The following is a 26,460-nucleotide window of genomic DNA, read 5'->3' on the forward strand; positions in this document are numbered from 1 at the left end:
ACGAATACGACCGACCACGCCGCACGGTGGCGCTCCCGACGGAGCGCGTCCTCGAACGGGGGGTCGATCCCCACCGTTGGACGGATCGACAGCCTCGAGGGGTGTGTAGCGCGATGTCGCTCCTGAGTCACGTCGTCCTCCCGGTCGCGAGCGACGACGACGCGGAGAAGACGTGTGCGGCGATCCGACCGCATCTGGCGGGTGTCGACCACGTCACCGCCGTCCACGTCATCGAGAAGGGCGGGGGGTCGTCGACAAAGCGCCGGTGGCGAAACGCCGGAGCGACGCCGAGGAGTTCCTCGAAATCGTCGAGTCGTCCCTGCCCGGGGACGTGACCGTGAACACGCGGATCGCGTTCGGGACCGACATCGTCGAGACGATCTTCGAGGAGTCGAGGGCCGTCGACGCGACCGCGGTCGCGTTCCGTCCCCGAGGAGGCAGTCGGATCGTTCGGTTCCTCGCCGGCGACACCGCGAACAAGCTCGTGACCGATCCGGCCCTCCCGGTCGTCTCGTTGCCGAAGCCGGCGGAGGTGTCCGAATGAGTCCGGAGCCGATCCCGACCGCCTCGGCCGACTCGGTCGCTTCGGTCGTCGAGGGCTCGAGATGAGCGACGAGGAACTCGCGAAGGACCTCGGGCTCGTCTCAGCGATGACGATCGGGATCGGGACGATGATCGGGGCCGGGATCTTCGTCCTCCCGGGCGTGGCCGCGAACGCCGCGGGGCCGATCGTCGTGGTCTCGTTCGTCGTCGGCGGCGTGATCGCGATGGTGAACGCGCTGTCCGTCTCGGAACTGGGAACGGCGATGCCGAAAGCCGGCGGCGGCTACTACTACATCAACAAGTCGCTCGGGCCGCTGTTCGGGTCGATCGCGGGGATGGGCGACTGGATGGGCCTGGCGTTCGCATCCGCGTTCTACTGCATCGGGTTCGGACAGTACCTCGCGGTGTTCGTCGGCTTGCCGGAGGTCGCGTTCCTCGACCCGATCCAGGTGGGCGCGCTGCTGGCCGGAGCCGTCTTCGTCGGCGTCAACTACATCGGCGCGAAGGAGACCGGCGGCGTCCAGACGGTCATCGTGTTCGTCCTCCTGGCGATCCTCACGGCGTTCGCTCTCGCGGGCTTCCTCTCGTTCGACTACGCGACCCTCGTGGGAGCGGACGGGCTCGCGCCGTTCGGCACCGGCGCGATCCTGCCGGCGACCGCGCTCGTGTTCGTCTCGTTCCTCGGCTACGCGAAGATAGCGACGGTCGCCGAGGAGCTGAAGAACCCCGGCCGGAACCTCCCGATCGCGATCATCGGAAGCGTCGCCATCGTCACCGTGATCTACGCGGTCCTCGTGACGACGATGCTCGGGATCGTCCCATGGCCGGATCTCAGCACGGACGCGCCAGTCGCACAGGCGGCCGAGGTGGCGTTCCCGTCCTCGATCGGCCCGATCGGTGGGGTCGCCGCGGCCGCGGCGGCCGTGATGACGCTCGGCGCGCTCCTGGCGACGGCGTCGTCGGCGAACGCGTCGATCCTCGCGTCGGCACGCATCAACTTCGCCATGGGGCGCGACAGGATCGTTACCAACTGGCTCAACGAGATCCACCCGAACTACGCGACGCCCTACCGGTCGATCCTCCTGACCGGCGGGCTCATCGTCGTGTTCATCGCGCTTCTGGGCCGGGACATCGAGGTGCTCGCGAAGGCCGCGAGCGTCCTCCACCTCATCGTGTACGCGCTCATGAACGTGGGACTGATCGTGTTCCGAGAGGCCGATGTCCCGGAGTACGACCCGGACTTCAGGGTCCCGCTGTACCCGATCACGCCGATCCTCGGGGCGGTGCTCTCGCTGGGGCTCGTCGCGTTCATGGACGGCCTCGAGATCGCGCTGTCGGCCGGATTCGTCCTCGCCGCCGTGGCGTGGTACTTCGCGTACGCCCGGAACAAGACGACACAGCAGGGCGTCCTGTCTCGATACATCCGCGACCGGGGAGAGGAGTTCCCGGATCAGGTCGTCGACGCCGCCGACGCCGTCGCGCCCAACGGGAGCGACGGGCCGACGATCATGGTCGCGTTGGCGAACCCGCGAACCGAGAGCGCGCTGATCACCCTCGCTGGCGCGCTCGCCGAGCACGAGGGCGGACGGGTCCTCGCGACGCACGTCGTGACCGTTCCCGACCAGACGTCGCTCGCGACCGCCGCCGAGAACCGCGACCGGATCGACGCATCCTCGGCAGAACTGCTCGACGCCGCCACGGAGGACGCGGCGGCGTTCGACGTGCCCATCGAGACGCGGACGATCCTCTCACACCGCGGCATCGAGGAGGTGTTCGACGCCGCACGGACGAACGACGCCGACACCGTCGTGATGGGCTACGGCGGGGCGCGGTTCGCCGGCGGGCGCGTCGAGGGGACGCTGGACGAGCTCACCCACGATCTCCCGTGCGACTTCCTCGTGCTCGACGGGGAGGACCCGACGCTCTCGGACGTGCTCGTGCCGACCGCGGGCGGGCCGTCCTCGGACCTCTCCGCAGAGGTCGCCCGGGCGCTCCGCGAGACCGTCGGGGTCGACGTCTCGCTCCTGCACGTCGCGGAGGCGGGATCCGAGGAGGCCGGTCGGGAGTTCCTGACCGACTGGGCGGGCGACCACGGGCTCGAGGACGCCGAGCTGATCGTCGACACGGGCGACGTGGAAACCGTGATCACGCGGACAGGCACGGCGTACGGTCTGGTGATCGTCGGCGCGACCGAGCGAGGGCTCCTTTCTCGGGTCGTCCGCGGGTCCCTGACGTTCGACTCGCTCACGGACCTCGACACGCCGGTGCTGCTGACGGAACGACCGTCCTCGCGGTCGCTCCGGGAGCGAGTCTTCGGTCGACGCTGACTCGACGCAGACCCGGCTGTCGGCTCGAAGGCCGGCTCGGTCGCCGGCCCCCGACTACTCCTCGCGTAGGAACGCGTCCTCGCCGTGACGCTCGATCGCCGCGAGCAGCCCCTCACGCTGACGCTCCAACTCGGGCGTCGTCTCGGCGTACACGTCGGCGAACATGTCCGCGGGGTCGACCTCGAAGCGCTCTGCTGCGTCGATAACCCCGGCGACCCGGTCGTCGGCCTCCTCGCGTACCGATTCGATCAGGTCGTCGTCGGCGACCCCCTCGCGGCGGAGGAACCCCTCCATGCGGGGGATCGGGTCCCACGCGCGCCACGGCTCCGACTCCTCGTCGTCGCGGTAGACGCTCGGGTCGTCGGCGGTCGTGTGGGCTCCGAAGCGGTACTCGACCGTCTCGATCAGCGTGGGTCGGTGGCCGTAGCCGCCGGCGTCGGGGCCGTCCTCGTCGTCCGTGTCACCCGCACCGTCGCCGCCGGCTTCCCCGGCGGTCCGCGCCTTCCGGGCCGCCTCCGCGACGATCGCGTACACGGCGAGGGGGTCCATCCCGTCGACGCGGACGCCCTCGAAGCCGTACGCCTCGGCCTTCGCCGCCAGCGTCGGGCTCGCGGTCTGATCCTCGCGGGGGATCGAGATGGCCCACTGGTTGTTGTGACAGACGAAGACGCTCGGTGCGTCGAACACGCCCGCGAAGTTCAGCGCCTCGTGGAAGTCGCCCTCCGAGGTCGCGCCGTCGCCGAAGTGGGCGCAGGCGACGCGGTCGTCGCCGCGGTAGTCGAACGCCATCGCCGCGCCCACGGCGTGCGGGATGTGCGCCGCGATGCCGATGTTCAGCGGGAACACGTCGATGTCCGCGAGGCCGGCGGTCCCCGACTCGTGGCCCATCCAGTAGGCGAGGTACTCGGCGGGGAACCCGCGGGCGACCACCGCGCCGTGCTCGCGGTACTGGTAGAAGATCGGGTCGTCCTCGCGCAGGGCGTGCGTGGCGGCGACGGAACTGGCCTCCTGTCCCTCGATGGCGGCGTAGGTGCCGATCCGGCCCTGTCGCTGGAGGCTGATCGCCCGCTCGTCGAACCGGCGCGCGGTCACCATGTCGCGGTAGATGTCGACGAAGGTCTCCTCCGAGAGGTCCGGAACCTCGCCGACGACCTCGCCGTCGGGACCCAACACGCGGTACACGTCGCCCATCGGGTCCGGCGGGGCGTCGGCGTCGGTCTCCCCGCCCGAACCGGATCCGGCGTCGGCGTCGCTCATACGGGCGTGTCAGAGTGCAACAGGGTAGCCGTTTCGGCAGCGGCACCGACCGATCAGAACGCTCCCGACCGGCGTCCGCGACATCGGCCCGACGGCGACGACATCGCCGAATGGCGGTGACGACAGCGACCGAACGGGGCGGACCCGTTCGAGAGAGCGGGGCCGGATCAGGGAGTGATGACCGCCCGCCCGTCGATCTCGCCGTGTTCGAGCCGCTCTGCGACGGTGTTCACGTCGTCCAGCGAGTACCGGCTCGTGTGCAGGTCGACCTCGCCGCGCTCGACGAGCGCCACGAGCTCCTGGAGTTCGGTGTAGCGCCCGACGAGCGTTCCCTTGTAACTGAACTCGCCGTCGACCAGCGACTGTGCCGGTTCGTGGACGTGACCGCCGTAGCCGATCACGTGGTGGTCGCCACCGGCGGCGACGATGTCCGGCGCGAGCGCGGTCGTCTGGTCCGCGCCGACGAAGTCGAGCACCTGCTGTGCGCCAACGTCGTCGGTGAGGTCGGCGACGACGCTCGGCACGTCCTCGGTCGCGGGGTCGACCGTGTGGCGCGCGCCGAGATCCGCCGCGAGGTCGCGCGCGGACTCCTTGAGGTCGAGCGCGACGATGTCGACGGCGCTCATCGCGTCGAGACACTGAAGGCCGATGTGTCCCAGGCCGCCGACGCCGATGACGACCGCGGTGTCGCCGGGGTTCAGCTCTCGGACGGCCTTCTTCGTCGCGTGGTACGCCGTGATTCCGGCGTCGGCGTGGGGCGCGATGTCGGTCGTGTCCACGTCGCCGGGGAGCGGGATGACCGCGCGCTCGTTCGTGTGGAGGAACTCCGCGAACCCGCCGTCGTGGGTGAGTCCGGGGAAGCGGACGTTCTCGCAGTACATGTCTTCGCCCTGGCGACACGGTCGGCACGTCCCGCAGGTCATCACCGGGTGACAGATGACGCTGTCGCCCACGTCGACCGTCTGTACCTCCGAGCCGACCTCGACGACGGTGCCGGCGTTCTCGTGTCCGAGCGTGAGCGGGAGTTCCTGCGGGACGTACTCCTCCCACATTCCCTCGATCACGTGGTTGTCCGTCTGGCACCACCCCGCGCCCTCGACCTCGACGATCACGTCGTCCGACGCCCCGGCCGTCGGTCGGTCGACCTCGTCGATGGTGAGCGCTTCGGACATGTCGTCGGTGTACGCGTGGAGTCTGGCAGCCTGCATGTGCGAAATGGTACCACAGGTGAGTCATAAATATTCCTGTCCTCTCACCGTCCAGGAAAGTTTCACATTATCGACTATGGTGTTTAACTCGGTGCAGTCATGCTAGCACGTCACGATGTACGTGACCGACGAGGGTGACGAGGTGTTCGTCATCGACGGACACATCCACCTCTGGGACGCCAGCGAAGAGAACATCGTCCACGAGGGGGGCGAGCAGTTCATCCAGTGCTTCTACGACTACCACACCAGCTTCACCCCCGAGGAGAGGCAATGGAGCATGGAGGAGTACCGGAAGTACGGCACGGAGCGGATGGCCGAAGACCTGTTCGGCAACGCCGCCGTCGACATGGGCATCTTCCAGCCGACGTACCTCTCGGAGTTCTACGAGGACGGGTTCAACACGGCGGAGGACAACGCCGAGCTCGCCGAGCAGTACCCCGAACGGTTCGTCGTCAACGGGACGTTCGACCCACGTGACGGCGAGGAGGGGATCGAGTACCTCGAGGAACTGAACCGGGCGTACGACCTCCAGGGCGTGAAGCTGTACACCGCAGAGTGGCGCGGCGACTCGAAGGGGTGGCGACTCGACTCCGAGGCGTCGTTCGAGTTCCTCGAGAAGTGCTCGGAGCTGGGGATCGAGAACATCCACGCGCACAAGGGGCCGACGATCCGCCCGCTCAACCGCGACGCCTTCGACGTGGCCGACGTCGACGACGCCGCCACGTCGTTCCCCGAACTGAACTTCGTCGTCGAGCACGTCGGGCTCCCCAGGCTCGACGACTTCTGTTGGATCGCCGCCCAGGAGCCGAACGTGTACGGCGGACTCGCGGTCGCGGCTCCGATGGCCGTTCACCGACCCCGCAAGTTCGGGGAGATCATGGGCGAACTGCTGTTCTGGCTCGGGGAGGACCGTCTGCTGTTCGGGTCGGACTACGCGCTGTGGAACCCCGACTGGCTGGTCGAGACGTTCATGGACGCCGAGCTCACCGACGAGCAGCGCGACGAGTACGGCGTCGAACTCGACCTCGACACGAAGCGGAAGATCCTCGGCGAGAACGCGGCCGAGCTGTACGACATCGACATCGAGGAGAAAAAGACGCAGTTCCGCTCCGACGGCGTCACCGACGAGTTCGGTCTCGCCGACCACTACGCGGACGGAACGAGCCCCGCGCCCGCCGACGACTGATGTCGTCGAACCCGAGCGCGCCCGACGCGGGCGACGACGCCGTCGGGGCGACCGACGCCAGCGACCCGCCCGAGACGGGCGACGTGGAGGTGACGCCCGACGCGGCCACGTCGGCGTCGGCGGTCCGGGACCGACTGGACGGCGTCACCGACCCGGAGTTGGACACGTCCATCGTCGAATTGGACTACGTCGACACGATCCGGATCGACGCCGTCGACACGGACGCCGACGCACCCACCGGTGCGGACGCCGACAGCGGGAACGCGAGCGACGACGTGTTCGTGGGGTTCACGCTCCCGACGGCGTGGTGTTCGCCGGCGTTCGCGTGGATGATGGCGGGCGACGCCCGCGAGGCGGTCGAGTCGCTCCCGACGGTCGCGCGCGCCGAGATCGAACTCCGTGACCACATGCACGAGCAGGAGATAACCCGCGGGATAAACGAGGGACTCCCCTTCGAGGAGGCGTTCCCGGACGCCGACGGCGGGGTCGAATCGGTCCGACTGGAGCTCGACCGGAAGGCTCGCACCGCCCGCCAGCACGACGCGACCGGGGCGCTGCTGGACGCCGGACTCACCCGCGACCAGGTCGCCGGGCTGACCCGCGACGACCTCGACTTCGCGGACGCGCCGGCGGACCGAGTCAGGGTGTGGGTCCGCGACGGCACGGTCGCCGTCGAGGCGGACGCAGCGCCCGTCGAGCACTACCTGGAGAAGGCTGAGGCGACCGGCGTGCTCGACGACGAGCATTCCGAACTGTTCCGGACGCCAGAAGCGGAGCCGTTCGACGGCGACGACGTGGACCTCGTCCGCAAGCGTACCCGCCTCGCCGGCGTCAACATGGGCGGGCAAGGAACCGTCTGCGACGCGCTCAACGAGGCCCGCCACGCGGAGGACCGCCCGCCGCTGTCCACGTTCTCCGGCTGATCACACGCCGCCGGCGATCAGAGGCCGATCAGCCCGTCTGGTCCCGGCGGCGGCCCGCTCGACTCGCCGTCGCGACTCCCCTCTTCCTCGTCGTCGGGTTCGCCGTGTCCCTCCTTCGCCAGGCCGTAGCGACCGCGCTCTGCGAAGGACTCGGCGTTCCAGCCGCAACTGGGACACTCGCCGTCCGCGTGGTCGAACTCGACGCCGCAGCCGAGACACTCGTTGATCGCGGCCATCGATCGCACGTCACGCGGGGACCGGCAAAAGCGTTCGCCGCGGCCTACAACAGCCGCCGGCACTCCCCGAGGGGTGGGAACACGAGCGGGTCCGCGTCCCCGTCGGTCGCGAGGATCGGCCGGAAGGCGTCGGGGTCGGCGACGAACGGCGAGTCGAAGTCGCGGGCGCGCATCTCGTTCACCTCGACGCCGGGGGCGACCCGGGAGAACGGCGGCAGCATCAACACGTCCGCCCCGCCGTGGGCGCGTTCGCCGTACAGGAAGCAGGGCCGCCTGCGACCCTCGACGTCGATCGTCGGGTGGTCGTGGCCGACGACGTACACCCCGGCGTCCTCGTCGGCCGGCGGGGACTCGTGGCCGTGGCGGACGACGATCGGCCCGTCGTCGCGGCCGGCGTCGAGGGCGTGGGCGTCGGTGACCGGGTCGTCCCGCACCGCCGACAGCGCCGTGTCGTGGTTCCCCGCGACGAGCGCGACCGACGCGCCGGCGTCCCGGCAGGCGTCGACCAGCCTCGAGAGCGCACGCTCGTCGCCGACGGCGACGCGGTCGAAGCGGTGGAGCACGTCGCCGGCGAACGCGACCTCCGCGGGCGCGAAGCGGTCGAGCAGACCGCGCAGGCGACCCGCGAGGTCGCCCGCCTCGTCGATGGGGTACGCCACGTCGGAGGCGGTCGCACGGCCGACGTGCAGGTCCGCGATCACGAGCGCGTCGGCCCCGCGGAGGTACACCGCGCGGTCCCCGAAAGCGGCGTCGAGCACGGTCGAGGCAACGCCCCGCGGGGGCGTAGGCCTGTCGTCGCCGGCGGGACGGTCGCGACCCGATCCCGTCCGGCGGCCGGCCCCGTCCGATCCCGACCGTACCGACCGTAGCTATTTCCCCCGCGGACGGGACGAGGAGGTATGCACGTCGCCATCATCGGCGCGTACGGGAGCGCCGGCGTCGCCGCCGCCGAGACGCTCGCCGAGCGCGTCGACCCGTCGGACCCGTCGGCCCCGCTCGACCGGCTCACGCTGATCGACGACGGCGACCCCGGCGGCGGGCTCTGCATCCTCCGGGGGTGCATGCCGTCGAAGGCGGTGCTCTCGGCGGCCGAACACCGCTACCGCGCGCGCCACGACGACCGGCTCGTCGGCGACCCGCCGGAGTTGGATCTCGACCGCGTCGTCGCCAGCAAGGACGAGCACGTCTCCTCGTTCGCCGCCCACCGTCGCGCGGCCGTCGACGAGATCGCCGATCGTCCGGGGGTCCGGTTCCGCCACGAGCGCGCCCGGTTCGTCGGTCTCCACGAGTTGGCGCTGTCGGGCGGCGACCGGCTCGACGCCGACTACGTCGTCGTCGCGACCGGCTCGACCCTGAACGTCCCCGACCTCCCCGGGATCGGCGAGGTCGACTACGCCGACAGCGCGGCCGTCCTCGACGCGACCGAACTGCCCGACTCGGGCGTCGTCATGGGGTTCGGCTACGTGGGGATCGAGCTGTCGGCGTACCTCGCGGAGGCGGGCGTCGACCTCACCGTGATCGAACACGACGAGCGCCCGCTCGACGACGCGCCCGACGCCTTCGGCGACGAACTGTTGGAGCTCTACCGCGAGGAGTTCGGGATCGAGGTGCTCACGGAGACGAGCGAGCGATCCGTCGAGGCGACCGCCGACGGCGGCGTCCGCCTCCACACCGACCGCGACGACGACCGCGCGAGCGTCGAGGCCGACGAGCTGTTCGTGTTCACCGGACGACGGCCCGACCTCGACGGGCTGAACCTGGCGGCGACGCCGCTTGCCCCGGGGGAGGGCTGGGTCGACGCGACCATGCGCGCCGTCGACGACGAGTCGGGGCGGACGTACGTCGTCGGCGACGCGAACGGCCGGATCCCGCTGCTCCACGTCGCCAAGGAGCAGGGATACCTCGCCGCCGACAACGTCCTCGCCGACATCGCGGACGATGACCTCGCGGAGTACGACCCGATCACCCATCGAGTGCTGTTCTCCGGGGCGGCCGTCTACCCGTACGCCCGCGTCGGTCACACCGCCGAATCGGCCGCCGAGGCCGGACACGACTGTGTCGAGGTGGGGCGCGACGCCGCCGACGACGGCGTGTTCGCGGTGAAAGCGACCCCCCGCGGGCTCGCCCGCCTGGTCGTCGACGCCGACGACGGGACCGTCCTCGGCTACCAGGGACTGCACCTCCACGCCGACGCGATGGCCAAGACGATGCAGGTGCTCGTCGAGCGGGGGGCCGACGTGCGTGAGGTGCCGGACCGGGCGTACCACCCGACGACGCCGGAGATACTCGACGGCCTGTTCCGAGCGGCCAGCGAGCGGCTCCCGGAGTGATATCGGACGCGTCGCCGGCGCGGTCCCGGCTGCCGACGCTCACCCGTCGCCGGCGCGGTCCCGGCCGCCGGCGTCGTAGCTCTCGGGGTCGCTCGTCGGATCGGCGGCCGGGGGGTCGGCGGTCGACCCGCTGCCGGGAGAGTCGCCATCTCCCGAGGTTCCGGTCCCGGTCCCACCCTCACCGAACGGGCCCGAGGTCATCGCGTCCGTGTTGGTCCGGCGGACGACGTAGTAGGCCCCGATCAGCACCGCGAGCAGCAGCGAGAACGCCGCGGCGGCGACGAACGCCGCCTCGATGTTGGCGTACTCCCCGGGGCGATACGAGATCACCTTCCGAGTGATGGCGATGAGCGCTGCGGCGATGACGATCCGGACGACGGGCTCGTCCCGGGAGAACGCCACCACGGTCTGGTGGATCTCGACGATGATCAGGAGGACGAGTACGGTGTCGATGATGTCGATCACCTGGTTCGGGTCGGTGAATTCCCCGCTCGCGAGCAGTTCCGCGAGCACCAACAGGAGGTCGAGAAAGCCGATGGCGAACAGCACCAACAGGAAGTACGCCGTCCCGACCTCCAGCAGCTTCATCCCCTGTTCGGAGGGCTCGACTGCGTCGTCGATGCGCACGCTCGACGGCTTGCCGGGCGACGACAAAGTCTTACCGGCGGTCGGGAGCGACACGGGCTTACCCGACGACCCGCTGGCACCGGTATGGACGCGAACGACGACGAGTCGGTCGACCCCTGGGGCGACGGGGACGACGACTGGGTCGGCGAGGCGACTGGATCGGGCGACGAGGCCGGTGGAGCCGGGTCGGCCGACGGAGTCACGTCGACCGACAACGCCGCGGACGGGGCGGACGGGGCGGGCGATGCCGGCGGTGAAACTGACACAGCGTGCACGGCCGCCGACCGCGACGCCGGCGCACTCGGACCGCGTCGCTACCGGGTGCTCGACCGCGACGACGACGAGATCGTCCTGGTCGACCTGGACACCCCCGAGCCGGGCCCGGGTCGCGCCCCGGACGAGGGGTTCGAGCCGGTCCGGGTCGACGCCGGGGCGGACGCCGGCGACGCCACGGGTGCTGACGGCACTACCGCCGCCGACCTCGCGGAGACGGTCGCCGACCTCGACCCGGGGTACGTGATCGAGTCGACGCTCCGCTGGCCCGCGCCCGCCGAGTCAGCCGGTGACGACCACAGCCCGTTGGCGTCGTTCGACTCGCTGTCGATCCGGCGACGGGGACGCTTTCACTTCGTCGACGAGATCGAGCCGGTGTTCGAGGCCGCCGAGGAGACGTGGCGCGACGCCCGGGCCGCCGGCGACGGCATGGGGTCGCGGGTCACGCGCGACACGGACGGAGAGCCGAACGGCGCGCTGTACGTGTTCGGCGAGGGCGGCGCGCGCGACCTCTTCGAGGAGTTCCGCTCGGGGACGACCCCGCTGGAGCCGCTGGTCGAGCGCGTCGACGACGACCTCGCCGACGACGCCCCGCGCGAGGTGTTCGTGCTCCGCCCCGCCGACGACCCGTTCGTGATCGTCTACATCGCCTTCGAGCGCGACGGCCTGCTCGCGCGGACCGTCCGCGACACCTATCTGTGACTACAGCCAGTCGGCGTCGGGATCGACCAGTCCCGCGGGCTCCTCGCCGCGGAACGCCCGACCGATGTCGCGCGCGAGGGCCTCGTTCAGGTCGCGCTTCGCCGCCGTCGAGTACCACCCGACGTGGGGCGTCACCAGCGTGTCTTCCCGATCGAACAGCGGGTGGTCCGAGTCGGGCGGCTCCGTCTCCAGCACGTCCAGCCCCGCGGCGGCGACGTCGCCCTCGGCCAGCGCCGACCGCAGGTCCTCCTCGTCGACGACCCCCCCGCGGCCGGTGTTGACGACGACCGCGTGCGTCGGCAGCGTCGCGAACGCGTCGGCGTCGAGCAGCCCCCGGGTCTCGTCGGTCAACGGTGCGTGCGCGGAGACGTGGTCCGCACGCCGGCACAGTTCGTCGAAGTCGACGGGCTCGACGCCGCGGTCGCGCATCGCCTCCCGGTCGACGTACGGGTCGTACGCGATCACCGTCTCGACCAGCGGCGCGATCCGGTCCGCGAACCGCCGGGCGATCGGCCCGAACGAGACGACGCCGACTGTGCAGTCGGCGAGCCGCTCGATCTGATACGGCGGCTCCCAGCCCCACTCTCCGGCCTCGGCGCGGGCGGCGTACGACGGGATCCCCCGCGCCAGCGACGTGAGCAGGCCGACGGCGTGGTCGGCGACCTCGTCGAGGCAGTAGTCGGGGACGTGCACCACCCGGACGCCGCGCTCGGCGGCCGCGGCCACGTCGACGCCGTCGAGCCCCACCGCGCCGCGGGCGACGACCGCGAGGTCGAGGTCGTCGAGCAGGTCCGCCGGCACAGCGGTGTCGACGTTCACGACGAGCGCGTCGGCGTCGGCGGCGTGCCGGCGCACCAGCGCCGGCGTCGAGAGGTCGGCCGTCTCCACCCGGCAGTCCAGCGCCTCGCGGTAGCGGTCGGGGTCGTACTTCGGATCGTCGGCGACGACGACCAGTCGGTCGGCGGCGCTCACGGGCGTCCCTCCGTCATACATCGGTCGTCGGCCGCCGCCGGCAAAAACGAGGGGGCGGGACCCGAGCGGAGTCCTTCCGTGCTCGTCGCTCCGCTCCTCGCGGTGCGTCGCGACAAGTGGGCCCAGAGGGATTCGAACCCTCGACCGCCCGGTGTCCCATCCGGCGGTCGGAGCCGACCGGAGTATGAGCCGGGTGCTATACCAGACTAAGCTATGGGCCCTCGTCACCGCCGTTGTCGGGCCGCGGTCAAGTAGTTTCCTTTCCGGGTATCCCGGCTGCCGCCGGGGATGGGTGCGACTGCCCGATGTGGGGCCGAGAGAAGCGCCGAAGCCAGGACTCGAACCTGGGACCACCTCGTTTCTGCGGGAGACAGGGGACCTGAATCCCGTAACAGCGAGGCGCTCTACCAGCTGAGCTACTTCGGCTCGCACCCGCACCTACTGGTGTGAATTTGAAAGTGCTTTCGTTTCGACCCGGCGCGAGCAGGTGATTCACACACCGACGGCGGGCCGGTCGCCCCGGACCGACACGCTCGTTACCCGCGCGCCGGAACCGGACGGCAATGACCGATCCGGACGACCGCTCGGCCGGCGGCGACGACGGCACCGACGGCGACGCCGGCGACCTCACCGACGCCGCCGACGCCCCCGTGGACGACCTCGGCGCGGTGCTGTCGACGGTCCGCGAGCGCGTCACGCCCGACGCCGACGAGCGCGAGCGGCTGTCGGCCGCGGCCGCCGACCTGGCCGAGCGCGCCCGCGACGCCGTCGCCGACCTCCCCTCGCCCGCCGACGAGGCCGACGTGCTCACCGTCGGTTCGACCGCGCGCGGGACGTGGCTCGCGGGCGACCGCGACATCGACCTGTTCGTCCGGTTCCCGACCGCCCTCTCGCGGACGGAGCTCGAACGCTTCGGCCTCCGCGTCGGCCATGCTGTGCTGCCCGACGGGGAGGAGGAGTACGCCGAACACCCCTACGTCGTCGGCAACGTCGACGGCTTCGACGTGGACTTGGTACCCTGCTACGGCGTTCAGGCGGCCACCGAGATCCGGTCGGCCGTCGACCGCACCCCGTTCCACAACGAGTACCTTCGCGAGCGACTGACCGAGGACCTCGCTGGCGACGTGCGCGTTCTCAAAGCGTTTCTGAAGGGCGTCGGCGTATACGGGAGCGACCTCCGCACGCGCGGCTTCTCGGGGTATCTCACCGAACTGCTCGTCGTGGAACACGGCGGCGCGCGCGAGACGCTCGAGGCGGTCGCCGACTGGCATCCGCCGGTCAGGTTCGACCCCGAGGACCACGGAACCGCCGAGTTCGACGACCCGCTCGTCGTCGTCGACCCGACCGACCCCGAGCGCAACGTCGCGGCCGTGCTCTCGGGCGACAACCTCGCGCGACTCCAGCACCACGCGCGAGACCTGCTCACCGACCCGCGGACGGACCCGTTCTTCCCGGATCCGACCGAGCCGATCACCGCCGAGGAGTGCCGCGAGCACGTCCGCCGCCGCGACACCGCCCCCGTCGCGGTCGCCTTCGACGCGCCGGACATCGTCGACGACCAACTGTACCCCCAGCTTCGCCGGTCGCTCTCGGGGATCGAACGCGAACTCGACGGACGCGGTTTCGACGTGATCCGGTCGGCGACGTTCGCGACCGACCGCGACTCGGCCACCGACCCCGTCCCCGACCCTGCCACCGGCGACGCGCCCGACGGCGACGGAACCGACCGCGCCGCCGGCCGTCGAGCGGTGCTGCTCGTCGAACTCGCCTCGCGGGAACTCCCGGCGATCGAGCGTCACGAGGGGCCGCCGGTCCACGTCCGCGATCACGCGGCCGGATTCCACGGGAAGTACGCCGGCGATCCCGACGCGTACGGGCCGTTCGTCGCCGACGGCCGCTACGTCGTCGAACGCGAGCGTCCTCCCGACGAGCGCGACGCGGTCGCGGTCCTCGAGTCCGACCGGATTTTCGAGGCCGCCCTCGGCGCTCGCGTCGAGTCCGCGCTCGAAACCGGATACGACGTGCTCGCGCGGGAGTCGCTCGCCGACCTGACCGACCGGTTCGGCGCGGACCTCCGCGAGTACTTCGAGCCGTCCGTCTGACCACAGGCGACTCCGGGTGTCCGTACTCCGGGAGGAGTTACCCCAGATCGAACCGCTCGCGCAGGTCCTCGACCACGGGGACGCTGTCGGATTCGGGCTCCTTGTCCGGGTCGATCGGCGGGCGACCGTCGAACGTCTCGTGGACCATGCTGACCCCCTCCGCGAGCGTGTCGAGCCCGTAGCCGCCCTCCAGGACGAACCCCAGGCCTGCTCCGATCTCTCCCGCGAGCGTCCGCATCCGGTCGGTCATCAGCGCGTACCCCTCCGTCGAGACGCGCATCCGGGAGATCGGGTCGTGACGGTGGGCGTCGAAGCCCGCCGACACGAGCACCAGGTCGGCGTCGAATCGGTCGATGACGGGCGCGACAAGGTCGTCGATCGCGAGCAGAAAGTCGGCGTCGCCTGCCCCCGCCGGAAGCGGCACGTTCAGTGTCCCCCTCTCGCCGTCGCCCTCGCCGATTTCGTCGGCCGCGCCGGTGCCGGGGTAGAGCCCCTCTTCGTGGACCGACGCGTACAGCACGTTGCCGCGGTCGTAGAAGATGTCCTGTGTCCCGTTACCGTGGTGGACGTCCCAGTCGAAGATCGCGACGCGCTCGGCGTCGAGGTCGGGGTCGTCGATGGCCGCCTGTGCGGCGACGGCGACGTTGTTGACGAAGCAAAATCCCATGGCGTCGTCGGACACGGCGTGGTGACCCGGCGGGCGGCCGAGCGCGAACGGGGTCCGCCTGCCGGGGTCGCCCGCGTCCGCGAGCGCTTCCTCGGCGGCCCATAGTGCCTGCCCGGCGGCCGCGCGAGCGGCGTTCCAGGTGCCGCCGGAAGCGACGGTGTCGGGGTCCCAACTGCCGCCGCCGGAGTCGCAGAAGTCGACCACCTCGTCGACGTATCCGGGGTCGTGGACCGCGTCGATGGCGGCGCGGGAGGCGGGGTCGGCCTCGACGTACTCGACGCCGTGTTTCCGCTTGAGCCCCTCCCTGATCGCGCGGAGGCGGTCCGGGTTCTCGGGGTGTCGGTCGCCGGTGTCGTGGTCCAGACACGCCTCGCTGTAGCCGAACCGCATCGCTACCCCTCGAAGAGCGCGAAGTACGTCTCGATGTCGTCGGCCTGGACGGTTCGGCGGTCGGCGTGGCGCGCCAGCAGGGCGGCCGCGCGGGCGACGTTGTCGGCGTAGTCCTCGAGGACGTCCGCGAGCGCGACCCGGGCGTCCATCGAGACGCGATAGGAGTCGTCGATGTCGAGTCGGGCGATCCGGTCCACCGGCGCGATGGGCAGCGTCAGCTCCGACCGGTCGACCACCTGCTCGACCCCGAAGTCCGCGGGCATCAGGGTCTTGCGGCCGTCGACGGCCGCCCGCTCGGCCGCATCGACCGCCAGCGACGCCCCGTGCCGTTGCACGCGGGCGGCCAGTTCCTCGGCCGCGCCGGCGCTCACCCGGAGGTCACCCGCGTTCCGTCGGATGACGTCGTCGACGGGGGCGAACGGCAACTCGACAGTCATACACATACGCCGGAGTGTGGCGTGTATAACGCTTTCCGTTAGCGTGAGTCGCGCCACCACGACCCCCGCGCCACCGCACCGTCGACGGCGTCAGAACACGTCCTCGGCGTCGATGGTACCGTCCTCCTCGACGCCCCGGACGGTGACCTCCTCGCCGAGCCGAAGGGTCGCCGAGGTCTCCACCGACCGCGTCTGGGTCCCGTCGTCGAGTACGACCGGATCGCCCGCCTGCACGACCGTCCCCGTGAACTCCACGACGGCACCGGCGTCGCCGGGGTCACCGTCCGCACCCGCGTCGCCGTCGGCCGACTCCGCGGTCGCCGTCGCCGACGCTGTGCCGCCGGAGCCACCCGAGTCGGTCGACTCGAACGAGTCGAGTCCGCCCTGACCGGCGTCGCGTCCGGTCGATCCGCCCGTCGTTCCCCCGCTCGCGCCGCCCGTGCCCCCGGCGTCGCCGTCGGCGTCCTCGAGCACGGAGACCGAGGAGCGCCAGCCGGCCGACGCCTCCAGGTCGTCCTGCCAGCCGTCCTGGATCTCGACGTCGGTGAAGGCGACCCGGTCGGCGAGGTCGATGTCGCGGTCGGCCTTGTCGCCCCACAGCGCCACCCGGATCTCGCCGGTGTCGTCTTTGATCCGGACGTTTCGCACCTGCCCCTGCGAGCCGTCGTCGCGGTCGAAGGTGCGCTTCTCGCTGGTCTCGATGACGCCGCCGGCGATGTCGGCGACCTCGTCGAGTTCGAGGTCGGCGATGTCGGTCGTCTCGGGGACGTACTCCACGTCCTCGTCGACCTCGTCGATCGCACCCCGGGAGCCCACGTGTAGCTCGAGGTCGCCCTCGCGCTCCCGGACGTACCCGTCGACGATCTCGACGGTCTCGCCCGCCTCCACCTCCTCGACGCGGTCGGCCATGTCGTCCCACATGGTGACGCGGACGCGGCCGGTCTCGTCGCCGACGGTCATGTTCGACACCTTCCCCTCGGAGCCGTCGTCGCGGTCGAACGTTCGGACTGTGTCCGTGTCGAGAATGACCCCGAGCAGGTCCACGTCCGTCGCACCCATCGAGAGGTCCTCGACGCGGTACTGCTCGACGGCCTCCACGTCGACCTCGGCGTCGTCGTCGGGCTCGACCTTGTCGACGGACACCTCGAGCCCGCTGTACCCCTCCTTGGGACGACCCATGATCCGGAGTACGTCGCCCACCTGGAGACGCTCCGCGGCGTCGACGGCGACTTTGTCCCACAGCGAGACGGTGACGCGGCCGGACTCGTCGGCCACCTCGACGTTGAGCACGCGGCCGTCCTCGTCCTCGCCGTCGCGCTCGAAGCTTCGCACCTCGCCGACGCTCATCACCTTCGCGAGGAACTTCACCTCGTCCATCCCGGGCTCGATGTCGGCGACGCTGTTGACCTCCTCGTCGCGCAGTTCGTGGGCGATCAGCATCGCCGCGGTCTCCTCGTCGGCCAGTCCGCCCATATCCTCGACCTTCTGCTCGACGGCGGCCTCGAACTCCTCGAAGGGGACGTCGGCGTCCAGGTCGTCGTAGACGTCCTCGATAGCGCCCATATTCGTATCACTCCCCAGGCGAGTGCGCCGCATAAGGGTTCCCGTTCGGTCGGTGTCGTCGCGCCCGCTGTCGGTTTCGACGACGCCACGGTCGGCGGTGACGCCGGTCGATCCGCCGTCGCCCGATCCGCCGTCGTCCGATCCCTCGTCGCGTCCGCGGGTCGCCGTCTCGTCGCTCATGCGCCGGCTGCGTCGGGATCGTATTTGAGGCTTCGCCGGGGCCGCGCGCCCTACCGGGTCACGTCGGTCGCGGTCCGCACCTCCCCCATCGACTCGTGCTCGACGACGACGGCTCCGGGGAGGCCGCCGGCGAAGGTCACGACCGCCTCGTACTCCCGGTCGACGATCTGTTGGGTACAGTAGTCGCCGCCCTCGCGGACGGTCGTCACGCGGACCCGGAGCTCGTCGCCGTCGGCGTCGTACGTCGCCGAGTCCAGCTCCGCCTCCATGCACCCGTTACGTCCCTGAATGACCCCGGCACACCGCACGCGGTCGCCGTCGAACGCGACGCTCGCGGACTCGCCCGGTTCGGCGGCGTCGCCGAGCCGCGAGAACGATCGATCGGTGATCGACGGGGACGAGCCGTCGTCCGCCGGCGGCTCGGTCGTCGAGTCGTCCGGACCGTCGGTGCCGTCGTCTCCGGTGCTCCCGTCGGTGCCGTCGTCGCCGGTGCTCCCGTCGGTCTCGTCGCCGTCGGTGCCGTCATCAGCGCCGCTACCGGTACAGCCGGCGAGCGCGGTCGCGCCGACGCTGGCGATGAGCGAGAGGGCGGTTCGTCGGTCCATGTTTCAGGCGACGCTGGCTGAATGTAAAAGTCCGCCGTAGACGCAAAGCGGCGTTTGTGTCACGGTGGTCGATCGCACGGGTCGATCGGATCGGAATTGCTTTACGTGGCGCTGGCGTCATCCGAATTGAGTCCGGGTAGGGTAGTGGACTATCCTCTTGGCTTGCGGAGCCAGGGACCGGAGTTCAAATCTCCGTCCGGACGTTTTCGGCGACACAACGCGACGAGCGAAGCGAGGAGCCGTGTCGCCGTCGAAGTTCACACACGGAGATTTGAGCCGACGAGGCGCGCGCAGCGAAGCGAGCACGTCTCGGCGAAGTTCAAATCTCCGTCCGGACGTTTTCGAGGCGCAACGACGACGAGCGAAGCGAGTCGTCCGCGCCGACGGTTAGTCTGCACACGGAGATTTGAATCGAACAGTCGCAGCCCGCGAGCGAAGCGAGCGGGACCGTCTGTTCAGAGTTCAAATCTCCGTCCGGACGTTCCTTCACTCACTTCGTTCGTTCAGTCACGTCCGGCCGTGTTCACACTCGCTACGCTCGCGTGAACTCCGTCCGGACGTTTTCGGCGACACAACGCGACGAGCGAAGCGAGGAGCCGTGTCGCCGTCGAAGTTCACACACGGAGATTTGAGCAGCGAACGAGCGAGCGCGCCCCGGCGCGCCACGGACAGACTGAAACGCGCGCCGGAATGAGATCCGCTGTGTCTACCAGCGACGCCCCCGACGAGTCCGCCCGCGTCGCGGCGCTCCGGGCCGGCATCGCCCTGTACGCCGCCGAGGAGTACCACGCCGCACACGATCCCTGGGAGGACGTCTGGCTCGACCTGAAAGACGCCGTCGCTCGCGGGGACGCCGGTGGCGCGGACGCTAATGGTGCGGTCGCGGGCGACACGGACGACACGGTCGAGACGGACGGCGTCGCCGGCGACGCTCCCACCTCCGTCGTCCGCGACGAGGCGCTGTTCCACGGGCTCATTCAGCTCACCGCCGCACAGCACCACGCCCGCGACCGCAACTGGTCGGGCGCGGTCGGACTCGCCGACGGCGCTCGCGGGTACCTCGCGGACCTCCCGGACCGCTACCGCGGCGTCGACGCGGCGGCGCTGCGGGACGCGCTCGCCGGACTGGCCGCCGATCCCGAGCGCGTCGAGCGCGGGCCCGCGCCGCCGCTGACGCACGGGGGCGAGCGTGTCGCGCCCACGTCGCTGTCGCTTTCGGCGGCGACGCTGGCGGCGGAGGCACTGGCGGAGGAACACGGCCTCGACGCCGGCGTCGTCGCCGACGCGGGCCGGTTCGCGCGCGAGGAGGAGGCGATGGGCCGCTCGCGCTTCGCGGCCCTCCTGTTCGATCTCCTCCGCGCGGACGACCCGCAGACGCGGGGGCTGGTGTACGACCGGCTCTCGGGACTGGTCGAGCGCGAGCGCCGCAAGGAGACCGACGTGGAGGGGCTGTTCTGACGACGGGGCCGGAGCGTTAGCGACCCGAACGACAGAGACTTGAACGAAGGCGAACGGATCGGAAGGCGTGCAGCGCCGACGCGTCGGGACTAGCCTGTACGCCGGTGTCCTGTTCGCTGTGCTGGGGTCCATCGCGTGGGTCAGCGGCCAGCCGTTCATCTTTCCGAGCCTCGGCCCGTCGGCGTTCATCCTGGCGTTCGAGCGTCGGGGAGAACGGACGCGCGTCTATCGGATCGTCGGCAGTCACGCCATCGGCGGGATCGCCGGACTACTCGCGTACTGGCTGGTCGCCGGCGGCGTGACGCTGATGGCGACACCCGCCGGACTGTCGCCCGAGGGACTCCGACTCGCCGCGAGCGGCCTCCTCTCGATCGTGGCGACCAGTTGGGGAATGATCGCCACCGACACGAACCATCCGCCGGCGTGTGCCACGACGCTCATCGTCTCGCTGGGGCTGTTGTCGACGCCGCTTCAGGTGCTGATTATCGTCGCGAGCGTCGTGGTCCTGGTCGAAGTCCACCGGGCGGCGATCGGCGCGTTCGCGCGGGTGGTCGGCGAGCCGTAGTTCGCGCTCGGGACCGTCTCGCGGTCGGCCCCGGTCCCGGCACGGGTGATCGGAATAGTTCGCTTCTACTGCGACGGGTGGCCGTCCACGGCCGAGTCGTCCCGCGGTTTCCCGTCGAAGGTGTACTCGGCGGAGTTGTCCTGCGGATCGTAGCCGAGCACCTCCCGGGCGCGCTCGATGGAGTAGTACTTGCGGTCGTTGTCGGAGATACCGTACACGATCTCGTAGCCGTACTCCGCCAGCAGGCAGCGGTCGAACAGGTGCGCGCAGTCGCCGTGCGAGAGCCACATCGCCTGGCCGCGCTCGTACTCGCGGGGCGGATGTCCCTCCGTGAGGTTGCCGATGCGGACGCACGCGACCGACAGACCGTGGTGGTCGTGGTAGTAGCGCCCCAGCGTCTCGCCGGCCACCTTCGAGACGCCGTAGAGGTTCGACGGTCGGGGGAGTTCGGTCCCGTCGAGTCGGTACTCGTCGCTCGTGCGGTACATGTCGGGCGTGCGCTCGTCGGTCTCGTACGCGCCGACCGCGTGGTTGGAGGAGGCGAACACGACCCGGTCGACGCCCGCGTCGACCGCGGCCGCGAACACCCGCTGGGTGCCGTCGATGTTGTTCGAGAGCACGGAGTCCCACGGCGCGTTCGGACGCGGGTCGCCGGCGAGGTGGATCACCGCCCCGACCCCCTCGACGGCCTCGCGGACCGCCTCGTCGTCGGTCACGTCCGCGACGACGACGTCCTCGTCGGTGACGCCCGCGGGGAGCGCGTCGGCCGAGAGCGGCTCGCGGTCGAGCAGCCGCCAGTCGTACGCCTCGCCGATCCCGGCGAGGATCGCGCGCCCGACGCGGCCGCCAGCGCCCGTGAGCAACACCGGTTCGTCCATTCGGTCGACCCTCCGGCGAGCGGGGGTAAGTAAGGTGCGGTTCGAGCGGGTCGCCCGCGAGCAGCGGGCTCCCGGTACGCATTTGCCCGACCGCCCCCACCCGCCGACATGGCAACCGACGCCCAGCAGGCGTGCTTCGAGGCCGGCATCAAGTTCGGCTCGCTGTACCACCAGTTCGCGGGGACGCCGGTGTCGCCCGCCAGCACGCGCTCGCTGGAGACGGCGATCGCCGAGTCGATCGAGAACCAGCCGTACTGCGAGTCCGTCGCCGTCGACATCGACGACGACGCCGTCGCCGCCGATATCGACCACGAGAACGGCTACACGGAGCTGTCCGGCCACCTCATGGAGGTGGAAATGCGCATCGAGTACGAGGGCGTCACCGCCCGCACGCGCATGGAGATGGAGGACGGCTACCCCCTGATGTCGCTCGTGTCTGTCGAGTCGGAGTGACCGGAAATCGGCGTCTCGACCGCCGAGGAACTGTATTTCACTTTCACTTTCGGGCGATGGTTTAAGGGGGTCCCCGGCGAACCCGGAGGTATGAGTCAGTCGACGTTCGACGACGACGACCTGTTCGGGGAGGCGGCCGACGAGACGCGCGCGGCCGTCGAAGAGCACCTCCGCGCGGCGAAGGCGACGCTCCCGACGGCCGACGCCGTCTGGGACACCGACGCCGACAACGTGCTCGGCGCGCTCAACGGCCTTCGCTCGGCGCTCGACACCGGCGACGCCGTCGAGGAACTCCGACAGGCGAAAAAGCAGTACGTGCTCGGCGAGCGCGCCGGCGCGTTCGATGACGACGACGACCTCGCCGACGAGATCGAGGACCTGCAAGCGCTCGTCGAGACGCTGGAGGAGACCCACGAGCGGGTTGGCGAACTCACGAGCACAGTCCCGCAGCTCCGCGGCGACCTGGAGGACGCACACGAGGAGGGCGTCGACGCCGAGGCGGACGCCGACGACGGGGAAGAGGCCGAGGCGTAACTCGCTCGCGACCGCCCGTCGTTTCTCCGTTTCGTCGCTCCTCCGCCCCGTCGCTCCCCTGCTTCGTCGTCCGCTCGACCCACGAGCGAGGACCGGTCTCGCCTCTCGCCACCGCTCCGACCCATCGTCGTCGCTTCCCCTGGACTCACCGCCTCGCGGTCACCGCCTCGCAGTTATCGATCCCGAGTGACGACCGCGTCAGTCACTTCGACGAGCGCCTCGCTCGCGACCGCCAGCAGCTCCGCTCCGAGGTCGGCGTCGCCGGCGGTTGGGTCGCCGACGACCCCGTTGGGGCTGAACTCGTCGCTGTCGTGTGCGAGGTTGACTCCTCGGACCCACTCGCCCCAGCGCTCGCTCGCGCCCTCGCGTGCGGCCTCGACCCGGTCCTCGCGGACGAGTTCGGGCGCGAGGTGTCGCACCATCGCCGTCTCCAGCGGACCGGCGTGGCCCATTCGACTCGCGTGTTCGCCGACCGCCTCGAACCAGGTGAACGACACCGCGTAGGCGTCGGTGTCGCCGTCGCGAGAGACGCGCCGCGACAGCTCGGCCACCGCCTCGACGTTGCCCCCGTGGCCGTTGACGACGACGACCCGGTCGATCCCGTGGTGCGCGAGGCTCTCGACGGTCTCGCGGACGTACGCGCGGAAGGTGTCCGGCGACACCCATAGCGTCCCGTCGAACGCGCGGTGCTCCTCGGCGACGCCGACGTGGACCGGCGGCGCGACGAGGAGGTCGCCCGCGCGCTCGCGAGCGCCGCCGCCCGTCCCCGCCGCCTCGGTCCATCGCTCGGCGGCCGCGTCGGCGACCGCCTCCGCCGCGAGCGCGTCCGTGCCGAGCGGGGCGTGCGATCCGTGTTGTTCGGTGCTCCCGACCGGGAGCAGCGCGGCGTCGACGGCGGCGTCGCGTACCTCCGTCCACGTCGCGTCCGAGAGCTTCATGGTCCCAGTCGGTTCCCGGGCGACTTGTAGCCGGCTATGCGCTCGTGGTGTCGCCGGCGACGGGGCGTGACGCTTCGAGGTCCCGTCGGCAATACGGGCGGGTCGTGTCCGGGGCCTACTGGAGGATCCCGAGTTCCGTTGGGGTTATGACCGCCGCACCCCAACCCGAGTGCAATGGGACTCCTCGAGGACAAGTCGAACGCGCGGCTGTTCTATCGCTACTTCTCGCGCGTGTACGACACGATCAACCCCTACATCTGGGACGATCGAATGCGCAACCAGGCGCTGGAGTGGTTCGACGCCGACCGCGACGATCGCGTGCTCGACGTGGGTGCGGGCACCGGGTTCGCGACCGAGGGACTGCTCAACCACGTCGACGAGGTGTACGCGCTCGACCAGTCGCGGGGGCAGTTCGAGCAGGCGTTCGCGAAGTTCGGCAAACGCGGAAAGGTCCGCTTCCACATGGGCGACGCCGAACGGCTGCCGTTCAACGACGACGCCTTCGACAAGCTGTGGTCGTCGGGCTCCATCGAGTACTGGCCGAACCCGGTCGCGGCCCTCCGGGAGTTCCGTCGCGTCACGAAGCCCGGCGGCACCGTCCTCGTCGTCGGACCCGACTACCCGAAGACCCGAGTCTTCCAGCGGCTCGCGGACGCGATCATGTTGTTCTACGACGCGGAGGAGGCCGAGGAGATGTTCCGCGAGGCGGGCTTCGAGGACACCCGGCACTTCATCCAACAGCGCCACCGCGGGGCTCCGCGGGCGATCACCTCCGTCGCGACCGTCCCCGCCGACGGCGACGAGGAGGCGAGTCAGAACGAGACGACGACCGACGAGGCGGCCGTGACGGATACCGACGCCGCCGAGGCGTAGCGGACCCCCGTTCTCTGTAGGTTCTGCCCCGTCCGCAGCAGTCGTTCCAGCCACGAGCTCTCCGTTCATGCGGCGCTCGTCCGTAGCACAGCCATTCGGTGGTCGCCGACGAACAGGCTCGCCTCGACGACCGCGCCCGCTCGGACCCGGGGCCGGTTCGTGCCGGCGACCGCGAACGCCGCCGTCTCCCCGGCGGTCCACCTCGGATCGGCGGCGGGATTGAACGGGCCGGTCGGGGCGCTCCGGAAGCCCCGCCGCGAGAAGAACGGTACCGACGGCTGCCGATCGAGCGGTCGGCCGTCGACCGCGACGACGATCCGGATCTCTCGGGCGTCGAGGGCGTCGCCGCCGCGGTGTGTGAACGTCAGCGTGTCGCCGTCGACCGCGAGGTCGATCGACGCGACTGGGGGCGGATCAGTCGGTTCAGCGCTCAACGCCGTCGCTCCAACGACCGCCGAGAGCGCCACCGTGCAGGCGACCAGCAGGGCGACCGCGACGACCGGCGCGGCCCCGCGGTCGGTCGCATCATCGTTGGCGGACGAGGCATCGTCGACGGGCGAGGCGCTGTCGACGGGCGCGGCGCTGGCGACCGTCGAGTCGTTCCGGGGGTCGGCGGGTCGGAGGAGTCCAGCCACGGACCGTCTGGTCCCGGCATCGGTGATAAACCCACGCCGGTCGCCCCGGACCCCGTCGTCACTCCTCGTCGTCGGGCGTCGATCCGTCGGACGACGCCAGCGCGTCCGCGACGGTGTGGGGGGCCGTCGGCGTCACGCTGACCGTCGACACCTCGGTCGAGCCGACCTCGACGACGGTGACGACGAACTGCCCGTCCGGGCCGACCGTCCAGAGGACGCCGTCGTCGCCGGTCGTACCGACGTCGGTGCTCTCGCCGCCCTCGCGGCCGATCTTCACCACGGCGTTCACCGGTTCGCCGGTGGCGGGATCGGTCGCCTCGACTCGGAGGGGACCGCCGGGGAACGTCCGATTCACCGTGAGCGCGATGTCGAGGTTCCGGCTGACCGACTCGTCGGTGTCGACGCCCGCGAGGTCGATCCGCTGGTGCTCCATGAACACGCGCTCGGTGCCGCCGCCGACGAAGGCGGTGAGGCTCCCGTTCGCGTACCGGAGGTCGAACAGGAACGTCCCGCCCGACCCCTGGCCGGCGACGTTGCCGCCGGTGGCGGCGTAGATCTCGGGGTAGCTCCGCGCCGTGACGTTCTGCGCGACCTCCTCGTTGATCCCCTCGCCACGCTCCCGCAGGTCGCCCCGGAACGCTTCCCGGACGTACTCGCCGTCGGTGACCGTCGAGAGAACGATCCCGTCCTCGGTCGCGGCCACGTACACCCTGGTGGAGGCGTCGCGCTCGCCGGCGAGGGCGTCGCCGGTGCGCTCGCGGACCGGCCCGTCGAACGTCCGGAGGTCGTACAACAGCGGGAACACCCGGTTGTCGTCGATCGACACGTCGTCGGACTCGTCGGCCAGTTCACGCAGGACGGCGATCCGTTCCTCCAGGACGGCCGCGGACGCCCGGATACGCGAGAGTTCGATGAGTAACTCACGCGCCGTCAGCTCGCCCGATTCGTAGGCCGCGATGGCGTCGCGCTGTCGCGCGTGGAGGGTGACGACGTCCTTGTCGACCTCGTTCAGCCCGTCGAGGATGCGGATCTGCCGTTCGTCGCTCGTGTTCGCGCGCTCGATCCGGTTTCGCAGGGCGATCGTCTCGATCCGGGCCGCGGAGGCGTTCGTCGCCAGGTCGACGGACGTTCCGGCGTCGACGGTGACCACGTCGATGTCCGAGACGCTCCGCGCGGAGTCGTTGAGCGAGAGCACGCGCAGGTGCCCGCTCGCGTTCGTGTGGTTCGTCGCGGTCACCGACCCGGCGGCGGCCGACGTATCGGAGTCGGCGGGAGCCGAGACGGCGCGGTCGCCGTCGCCTGCGGAGGTGGCACCGCCGCCGACGACGGGAGCGGCACCGCCGCCGACCGCGGCACAGACCAGGAGGACTGCGAGGAGGACGGGGATGGCTCGCATTGGCGATAGTTCCGCGTCCTCCGATAAAAAACCGGCTCACACGCGCGAGCGAGCATCCAGCCGCGCACTCGTCCCGTCGGTTCGTGCTCGGGTCTTGCTTCCGACTCTGCGCTCCGATCGCGCCACAGAGCGGTCACGACCGTCCGAGCGAAATACGGGTGCGCGGCCGGGGTCGTCGCCGTCGCGGCTCGACGGATCGCCA

General features: G+C 70.7%; 26 protein-coding genes and 3 tRNA genes. 13 read left to right on the forward strand and 16 right to left on the reverse strand.

Translation table 11 applies throughout. The features are described 5' to 3' along the window. The first annotated feature begins 265 nt into the window (after positions 1-265). Positions 266-544: a hypothetical protein gene (locus tag Hbl1158_RS04855; RefSeq protein ID WP_234298931.1), complete on the forward strand. Its 279-nt coding sequence runs from the start codon at positions 266-268 to the stop codon at positions 542-544. 61 nt (positions 545-605) lie between these two features. Next, positions 606-2,870, forward strand: a complete 2,265-nt coding sequence (locus Hbl1158_RS04860) for an amino acid permease (protein ID WP_234298932.1) — start codon at positions 606-608, stop codon at positions 2,868-2,870. A 54-nt stretch (positions 2,871-2,924) separates the two neighbouring features. Here Hbl1158_RS04860 and Hbl1158_RS04865 read toward each other — a convergent pair whose 3' ends face one another. Both Hbl1158_RS04865 and Hbl1158_RS04870 read right to left on the reverse strand, forming a co-directional pair. Further along, positions 2,925-4,127: a thiamine pyrophosphate-dependent dehydrogenase E1 component subunit alpha gene (locus Hbl1158_RS04865; RefSeq protein WP_234298933.1), complete on the reverse strand. Its 1,203-nt coding sequence runs from the start codon at positions 4,125-4,127 to the stop codon at positions 2,925-2,927. A gap of 167 nt (positions 4,128-4,294) precedes the next feature. Continuing rightward, a complete protein-coding gene (locus tag Hbl1158_RS04870; RefSeq protein ID WP_234298934.1) occupies positions 4,295-5,335 on the reverse strand; it encodes an NAD(P)-dependent alcohol dehydrogenase in 1,041 nt (346 codons plus the stop codon). 115 nt (positions 5,336-5,450) lie between these two features. Between Hbl1158_RS04870 and Hbl1158_RS04875 the strand changes: the two genes are divergently transcribed. Together Hbl1158_RS04875 and Hbl1158_RS04880 are read left to right on the forward strand one after the other, a co-directional pair. Continuing rightward, the gene (locus Hbl1158_RS04875) at positions 5,451-6,521 is read left to right on the forward strand and encodes an amidohydrolase family protein (RefSeq protein ID WP_234298935.1); all 1,071 of its coding nucleotides are present in this window, start codon (positions 5,451-5,453) and stop codon (positions 6,519-6,521) included. Continuing rightward, the gene (locus tag Hbl1158_RS04880) at positions 6,521-7,444 is read left to right on the forward strand and encodes an iron-sulfur cluster assembly protein (protein ID WP_234298936.1); all 924 of its coding nucleotides are present in this window, start codon (positions 6,521-6,523) and stop codon (positions 7,442-7,444) included. Before Hbl1158_RS04875 ends, Hbl1158_RS04880 begins: the two co-directional genes overlap by 1 nt. Positions 7,445-7,461: 17 nt before the next feature. Here Hbl1158_RS04880 and Hbl1158_RS04885 read toward each other — a convergent pair whose 3' ends face one another. Both Hbl1158_RS04885 and Hbl1158_RS04890 read right to left on the reverse strand, forming a co-directional pair. Further along, positions 7,462-7,680, reverse strand: a complete 219-nt coding sequence (locus tag Hbl1158_RS04885; protein ID WP_234298937.1) for a hypothetical protein — start codon at positions 7,678-7,680, stop codon at positions 7,462-7,464. A gap of 44 nt (positions 7,681-7,724) precedes the next feature. After that, positions 7,725-8,438, reverse strand: a complete 714-nt coding sequence (locus Hbl1158_RS04890; RefSeq protein ID WP_234298938.1) for a metallophosphoesterase — start codon at positions 8,436-8,438, stop codon at positions 7,725-7,727. Positions 8,439-8,579: 141 nt separating this feature from the next. On the opposite strand from Hbl1158_RS04890, the gene Hbl1158_RS04895 reads away from it, so the two are divergent. Then, positions 8,580-10,010 carry an NAD(P)/FAD-dependent oxidoreductase gene (locus Hbl1158_RS04895; RefSeq protein ID WP_234298939.1) on the forward strand — a complete coding sequence of 477 codons (1,431 nt, stop codon included), beginning with the start codon at positions 8,580-8,582 and terminating at the stop codon, positions 10,008-10,010. A gap of 39 nt (positions 10,011-10,049) precedes the next feature. Here the strand turns inward: Hbl1158_RS04895 and Hbl1158_RS04900 are convergent, their stop codons facing one another. Beyond that, the gene (locus Hbl1158_RS04900; RefSeq protein ID WP_234298940.1) at positions 10,050-10,637 is read right to left on the reverse strand and encodes a phosphate-starvation-inducible PsiE family protein; all 588 of its coding nucleotides are present in this window, start codon (positions 10,635-10,637) and stop codon (positions 10,050-10,052) included. 84 nt (positions 10,638-10,721) lie between these two features. Between Hbl1158_RS04900 and Hbl1158_RS04905 the strand changes: the two genes are divergently transcribed. Next, complete coding sequence (locus tag Hbl1158_RS04905) at positions 10,722-11,612, forward strand: DUF6663 family protein (protein WP_234298941.1); 891 nt, start codon at positions 10,722-10,724, stop codon at positions 11,610-11,612. Here the strand turns inward: Hbl1158_RS04905 and Hbl1158_RS04910 are convergent, their stop codons facing one another. The 3 genes from Hbl1158_RS04910 to Hbl1158_RS04920 all read right to left on the reverse strand — a co-directional run bounded on the left by Hbl1158_RS04910 (position 11,613) and on the right by Hbl1158_RS04920 (position 13,010). Next, the gene (locus tag Hbl1158_RS04910; protein WP_234298942.1) at positions 11,613-12,584 is read right to left on the reverse strand and encodes a C-terminal binding protein; all 972 of its coding nucleotides are present in this window, start codon (positions 12,582-12,584) and stop codon (positions 11,613-11,615) included. Between the two features lie 117 nt (positions 12,585-12,701). Further along, positions 12,702-12,805 (reverse strand) — tRNA-Ile (locus Hbl1158_RS04915). A 102-nt stretch (positions 12,806-12,907) separates the two neighbouring features. After that, positions 12,908-13,010, reverse strand: a tRNA-Asn gene (locus Hbl1158_RS04920). A gap of 137 nt (positions 13,011-13,147) precedes the next feature. On the opposite strand from Hbl1158_RS04920, the gene cca reads away from it, so the two are divergent. Continuing rightward, a complete protein-coding gene (cca, locus tag Hbl1158_RS04925) occupies positions 13,148-14,686 on the forward strand; it encodes a CCA tRNA nucleotidyltransferase (RefSeq protein WP_234298943.1) in 1,539 nt (512 codons plus the stop codon). Positions 14,687-14,723: 37 nt separating this feature from the next. Here cca and Hbl1158_RS04930 read toward each other — a convergent pair whose 3' ends face one another. From Hbl1158_RS04930 to Hbl1158_RS04945, 4 genes are all read right to left on the reverse strand, one after another. Next, complete coding sequence (locus Hbl1158_RS04930; RefSeq protein ID WP_234298944.1) at positions 14,724-15,743, reverse strand: histone deacetylase; 1,020 nt, start codon at positions 15,741-15,743, stop codon at positions 14,724-14,726. A 2-nt stretch (positions 15,744-15,745) separates the two neighbouring features. Continuing rightward, complete coding sequence (locus Hbl1158_RS17250) at positions 15,746-16,180, reverse strand: histone (RefSeq protein ID WP_234298945.1); 435 nt, start codon at positions 16,178-16,180, stop codon at positions 15,746-15,748. Between the two features lie 90 nt (positions 16,181-16,270). Then, positions 16,271-17,743 carry a single-stranded DNA binding protein gene (locus Hbl1158_RS04940; RefSeq protein ID WP_234299476.1) on the reverse strand — a complete coding sequence of 491 codons (1,473 nt, stop codon included), beginning with the start codon at positions 17,741-17,743 and terminating at the stop codon, positions 16,271-16,273. Between the two features lie 230 nt (positions 17,744-17,973). Then, positions 17,974-18,528, reverse strand: coding sequence for a hypothetical protein (locus Hbl1158_RS04945; RefSeq protein WP_234298946.1), 555 nt, complete (start codon positions 18,526-18,528; stop codon positions 17,974-17,976). 130 nt (positions 18,529-18,658) lie between these two features. Here Hbl1158_RS04945 and Hbl1158_RS04950 point away from each other — a divergent pair. The 3 genes from Hbl1158_RS04950 (at position 18,659) to Hbl1158_RS04960 (ending at position 20,551) form a co-directional block, all read left to right on the forward strand. Beyond that, positions 18,659-18,731, forward strand: a tRNA-Arg gene (locus tag Hbl1158_RS04950). A 499-nt stretch (positions 18,732-19,230) separates the two neighbouring features. Next, on the forward strand, positions 19,231-19,986 hold the full coding sequence (locus Hbl1158_RS04955) for a DUF309 domain-containing protein (RefSeq protein ID WP_234298947.1): 756 nt from the start codon (positions 19,231-19,233) through the stop codon (positions 19,984-19,986). Between the two features lie 67 nt (positions 19,987-20,053). Next, a complete protein-coding gene (locus Hbl1158_RS04960; protein ID WP_234298948.1) occupies positions 20,054-20,551 on the forward strand; it encodes an HPP family protein in 498 nt (165 codons plus the stop codon). Between the two features lie 65 nt (positions 20,552-20,616). Here Hbl1158_RS04960 and azf read toward each other — a convergent pair whose 3' ends face one another. After that, positions 20,617-21,429 (reverse strand): NAD-dependent glucose-6-phosphate dehydrogenase Azf, encoded by an 813-nt coding sequence (azf, locus tag Hbl1158_RS04965; protein WP_234298949.1) that lies wholly within the window; start codon positions 21,427-21,429, stop codon positions 20,617-20,619. 108 nt (positions 21,430-21,537) lie between these two features. Here azf and Hbl1158_RS04970 point away from each other — a divergent pair, with 108 nt between their 5' ends. Both Hbl1158_RS04970 and Hbl1158_RS04975 read left to right on the forward strand, forming a co-directional pair. Next, positions 21,538-21,882, forward strand: a complete 345-nt coding sequence (locus tag Hbl1158_RS04970; RefSeq protein WP_234298950.1) for a dihydroneopterin aldolase family protein — start codon at positions 21,538-21,540, stop codon at positions 21,880-21,882. A gap of 90 nt (positions 21,883-21,972) precedes the next feature. After that, complete coding sequence (locus Hbl1158_RS04975) at positions 21,973-22,416, forward strand: DUF5790 family protein (RefSeq protein ID WP_234298951.1); 444 nt, start codon at positions 21,973-21,975, stop codon at positions 22,414-22,416. A 173-nt stretch (positions 22,417-22,589) separates the two neighbouring features. On the opposite strand, the gene Hbl1158_RS04980 is transcribed toward Hbl1158_RS04975, so the two are convergent. Continuing rightward, the gene (locus Hbl1158_RS04980) at positions 22,590-23,354 is read right to left on the reverse strand and encodes a creatininase family protein (protein ID WP_234298952.1); all 765 of its coding nucleotides are present in this window, start codon (positions 23,352-23,354) and stop codon (positions 22,590-22,592) included. Between the two features lie 174 nt (positions 23,355-23,528). Here Hbl1158_RS04980 and Hbl1158_RS04985 point away from each other — a divergent pair, with 174 nt between their 5' ends. Further along, entirely contained in the window at positions 23,529-24,227 is a 699-nt protein-coding gene (locus Hbl1158_RS04985; protein ID WP_234298953.1) for a methyltransferase domain-containing protein, read from the forward strand. Between the two features lie 65 nt (positions 24,228-24,292). Here the strand turns inward: Hbl1158_RS04985 and Hbl1158_RS04990 are convergent, their stop codons facing one another. Both Hbl1158_RS04990 and Hbl1158_RS04995 read right to left on the reverse strand, forming a co-directional pair. Then, a complete protein-coding gene (locus Hbl1158_RS04990) occupies positions 24,293-24,862 on the reverse strand; it encodes a type IV pilin N-terminal domain-containing protein (protein ID WP_234298954.1) in 570 nt (189 codons plus the stop codon). A 58-nt stretch (positions 24,863-24,920) separates the two neighbouring features. Continuing rightward, positions 24,921-26,258 (reverse strand): hypothetical protein, encoded by a 1,338-nt coding sequence (locus Hbl1158_RS04995; protein ID WP_234298955.1) that lies wholly within the window; start codon positions 26,256-26,258, stop codon positions 24,921-24,923. Positions 26,259-26,460: the final 202 nt, after the last annotated feature.

This window comes from Halobaculum sp. CBA1158, assembly GCF_021431925.1.
Lineage (GTDB): Archaea > Halobacteriota > Halobacteria > Halobacteriales > Haloferacaceae > Halobaculum.

Coding starts and splice junctions, on each gene's coding strand:
- cca (WP_234298943.1), top strand. CDS start 13,148: ATGACCGATCCGGACGACCGCTCGGCCGGCGGCGACGACGGCACCGAC.
- Hbl1158_RS04885 (WP_234298937.1), bottom strand. CDS start 7,680: ATGGCCGCGATCAACGAGTGTCTCGGCTGCGGCGTCGAGTTCGACCAC.
- Hbl1158_RS04880 (WP_234298936.1), top strand. CDS start 6,521: ATGTCGTCGAACCCGAGCGCGCCCGACGCGGGCGACGACGCCGTCGGG.
- Hbl1158_RS04875 (WP_234298935.1), top strand. CDS start 5,451: ATGTACGTGACCGACGAGGGTGACGAGGTGTTCGTCATCGACGGACAC.
- Hbl1158_RS04930 (WP_234298944.1), bottom strand. CDS start 15,743: ATGCGGTTCGGCTACAGCGAGGCGTGTCTGGACCACGACACCGGCGAC.
- Hbl1158_RS04860 (WP_234298932.1), top strand. CDS start 606: ATGAGCGACGAGGAACTCGCGAAGGACCTCGGGCTCGTCTCAGCGATG.
- Hbl1158_RS04975 (WP_234298951.1), top strand. CDS start 21,973: ATGAGTCAGTCGACGTTCGACGACGACGACCTGTTCGGGGAGGCGGCC.
- Hbl1158_RS04970 (WP_234298950.1), top strand. CDS start 21,538: ATGGCAACCGACGCCCAGCAGGCGTGCTTCGAGGCCGGCATCAAGTTC.
- Hbl1158_RS04870 (WP_234298934.1), bottom strand. CDS start 5,335: ATGCAGGCTGCCAGACTCCACGCGTACACCGACGACATGTCCGAAGCG.
- Hbl1158_RS04865 (WP_234298933.1), bottom strand. CDS start 4,127: ATGAGCGACGCCGACGCCGGATCCGGTTCGGGCGGGGAGACCGACGCC.
- Hbl1158_RS04980 (WP_234298952.1), bottom strand. CDS start 23,354: ATGAAGCTCTCGGACGCGACGTGGACGGAGGTACGCGACGCCGCCGTC.
- Hbl1158_RS04905 (WP_234298941.1), top strand. CDS start 10,722: ATGGACGCGAACGACGACGAGTCGGTCGACCCCTGGGGCGACGGGGAC.
- Hbl1158_RS04985 (WP_234298953.1), top strand. CDS start 23,529: ATGGGACTCCTCGAGGACAAGTCGAACGCGCGGCTGTTCTATCGCTAC.
- azf (WP_234298949.1), bottom strand. CDS start 21,429: ATGGACGAACCGGTGTTGCTCACGGGCGCTGGCGGCCGCGTCGGGCGC.
- Hbl1158_RS04895 (WP_234298939.1), top strand. CDS start 8,580: ATGCACGTCGCCATCATCGGCGCGTACGGGAGCGCCGGCGTCGCCGCC.
- Hbl1158_RS04940 (WP_234299476.1), bottom strand. CDS start 17,743: ATGGGCGCTATCGAGGACGTCTACGACGACCTGGACGCCGACGTCCCC.
- Hbl1158_RS17250 (WP_234298945.1), bottom strand. CDS start 16,180: ATGACTGTCGAGTTGCCGTTCGCCCCCGTCGACGACGTCATCCGACGG.
- Hbl1158_RS04945 (WP_234298946.1), bottom strand. CDS start 18,528: ATGGACCGACGAACCGCCCTCTCGCTCATCGCCAGCGTCGGCGCGACC.
- Hbl1158_RS04995 (WP_234298955.1), bottom strand. CDS start 26,258: ATGCGAGCCATCCCCGTCCTCCTCGCAGTCCTCCTGGTCTGTGCCGCG.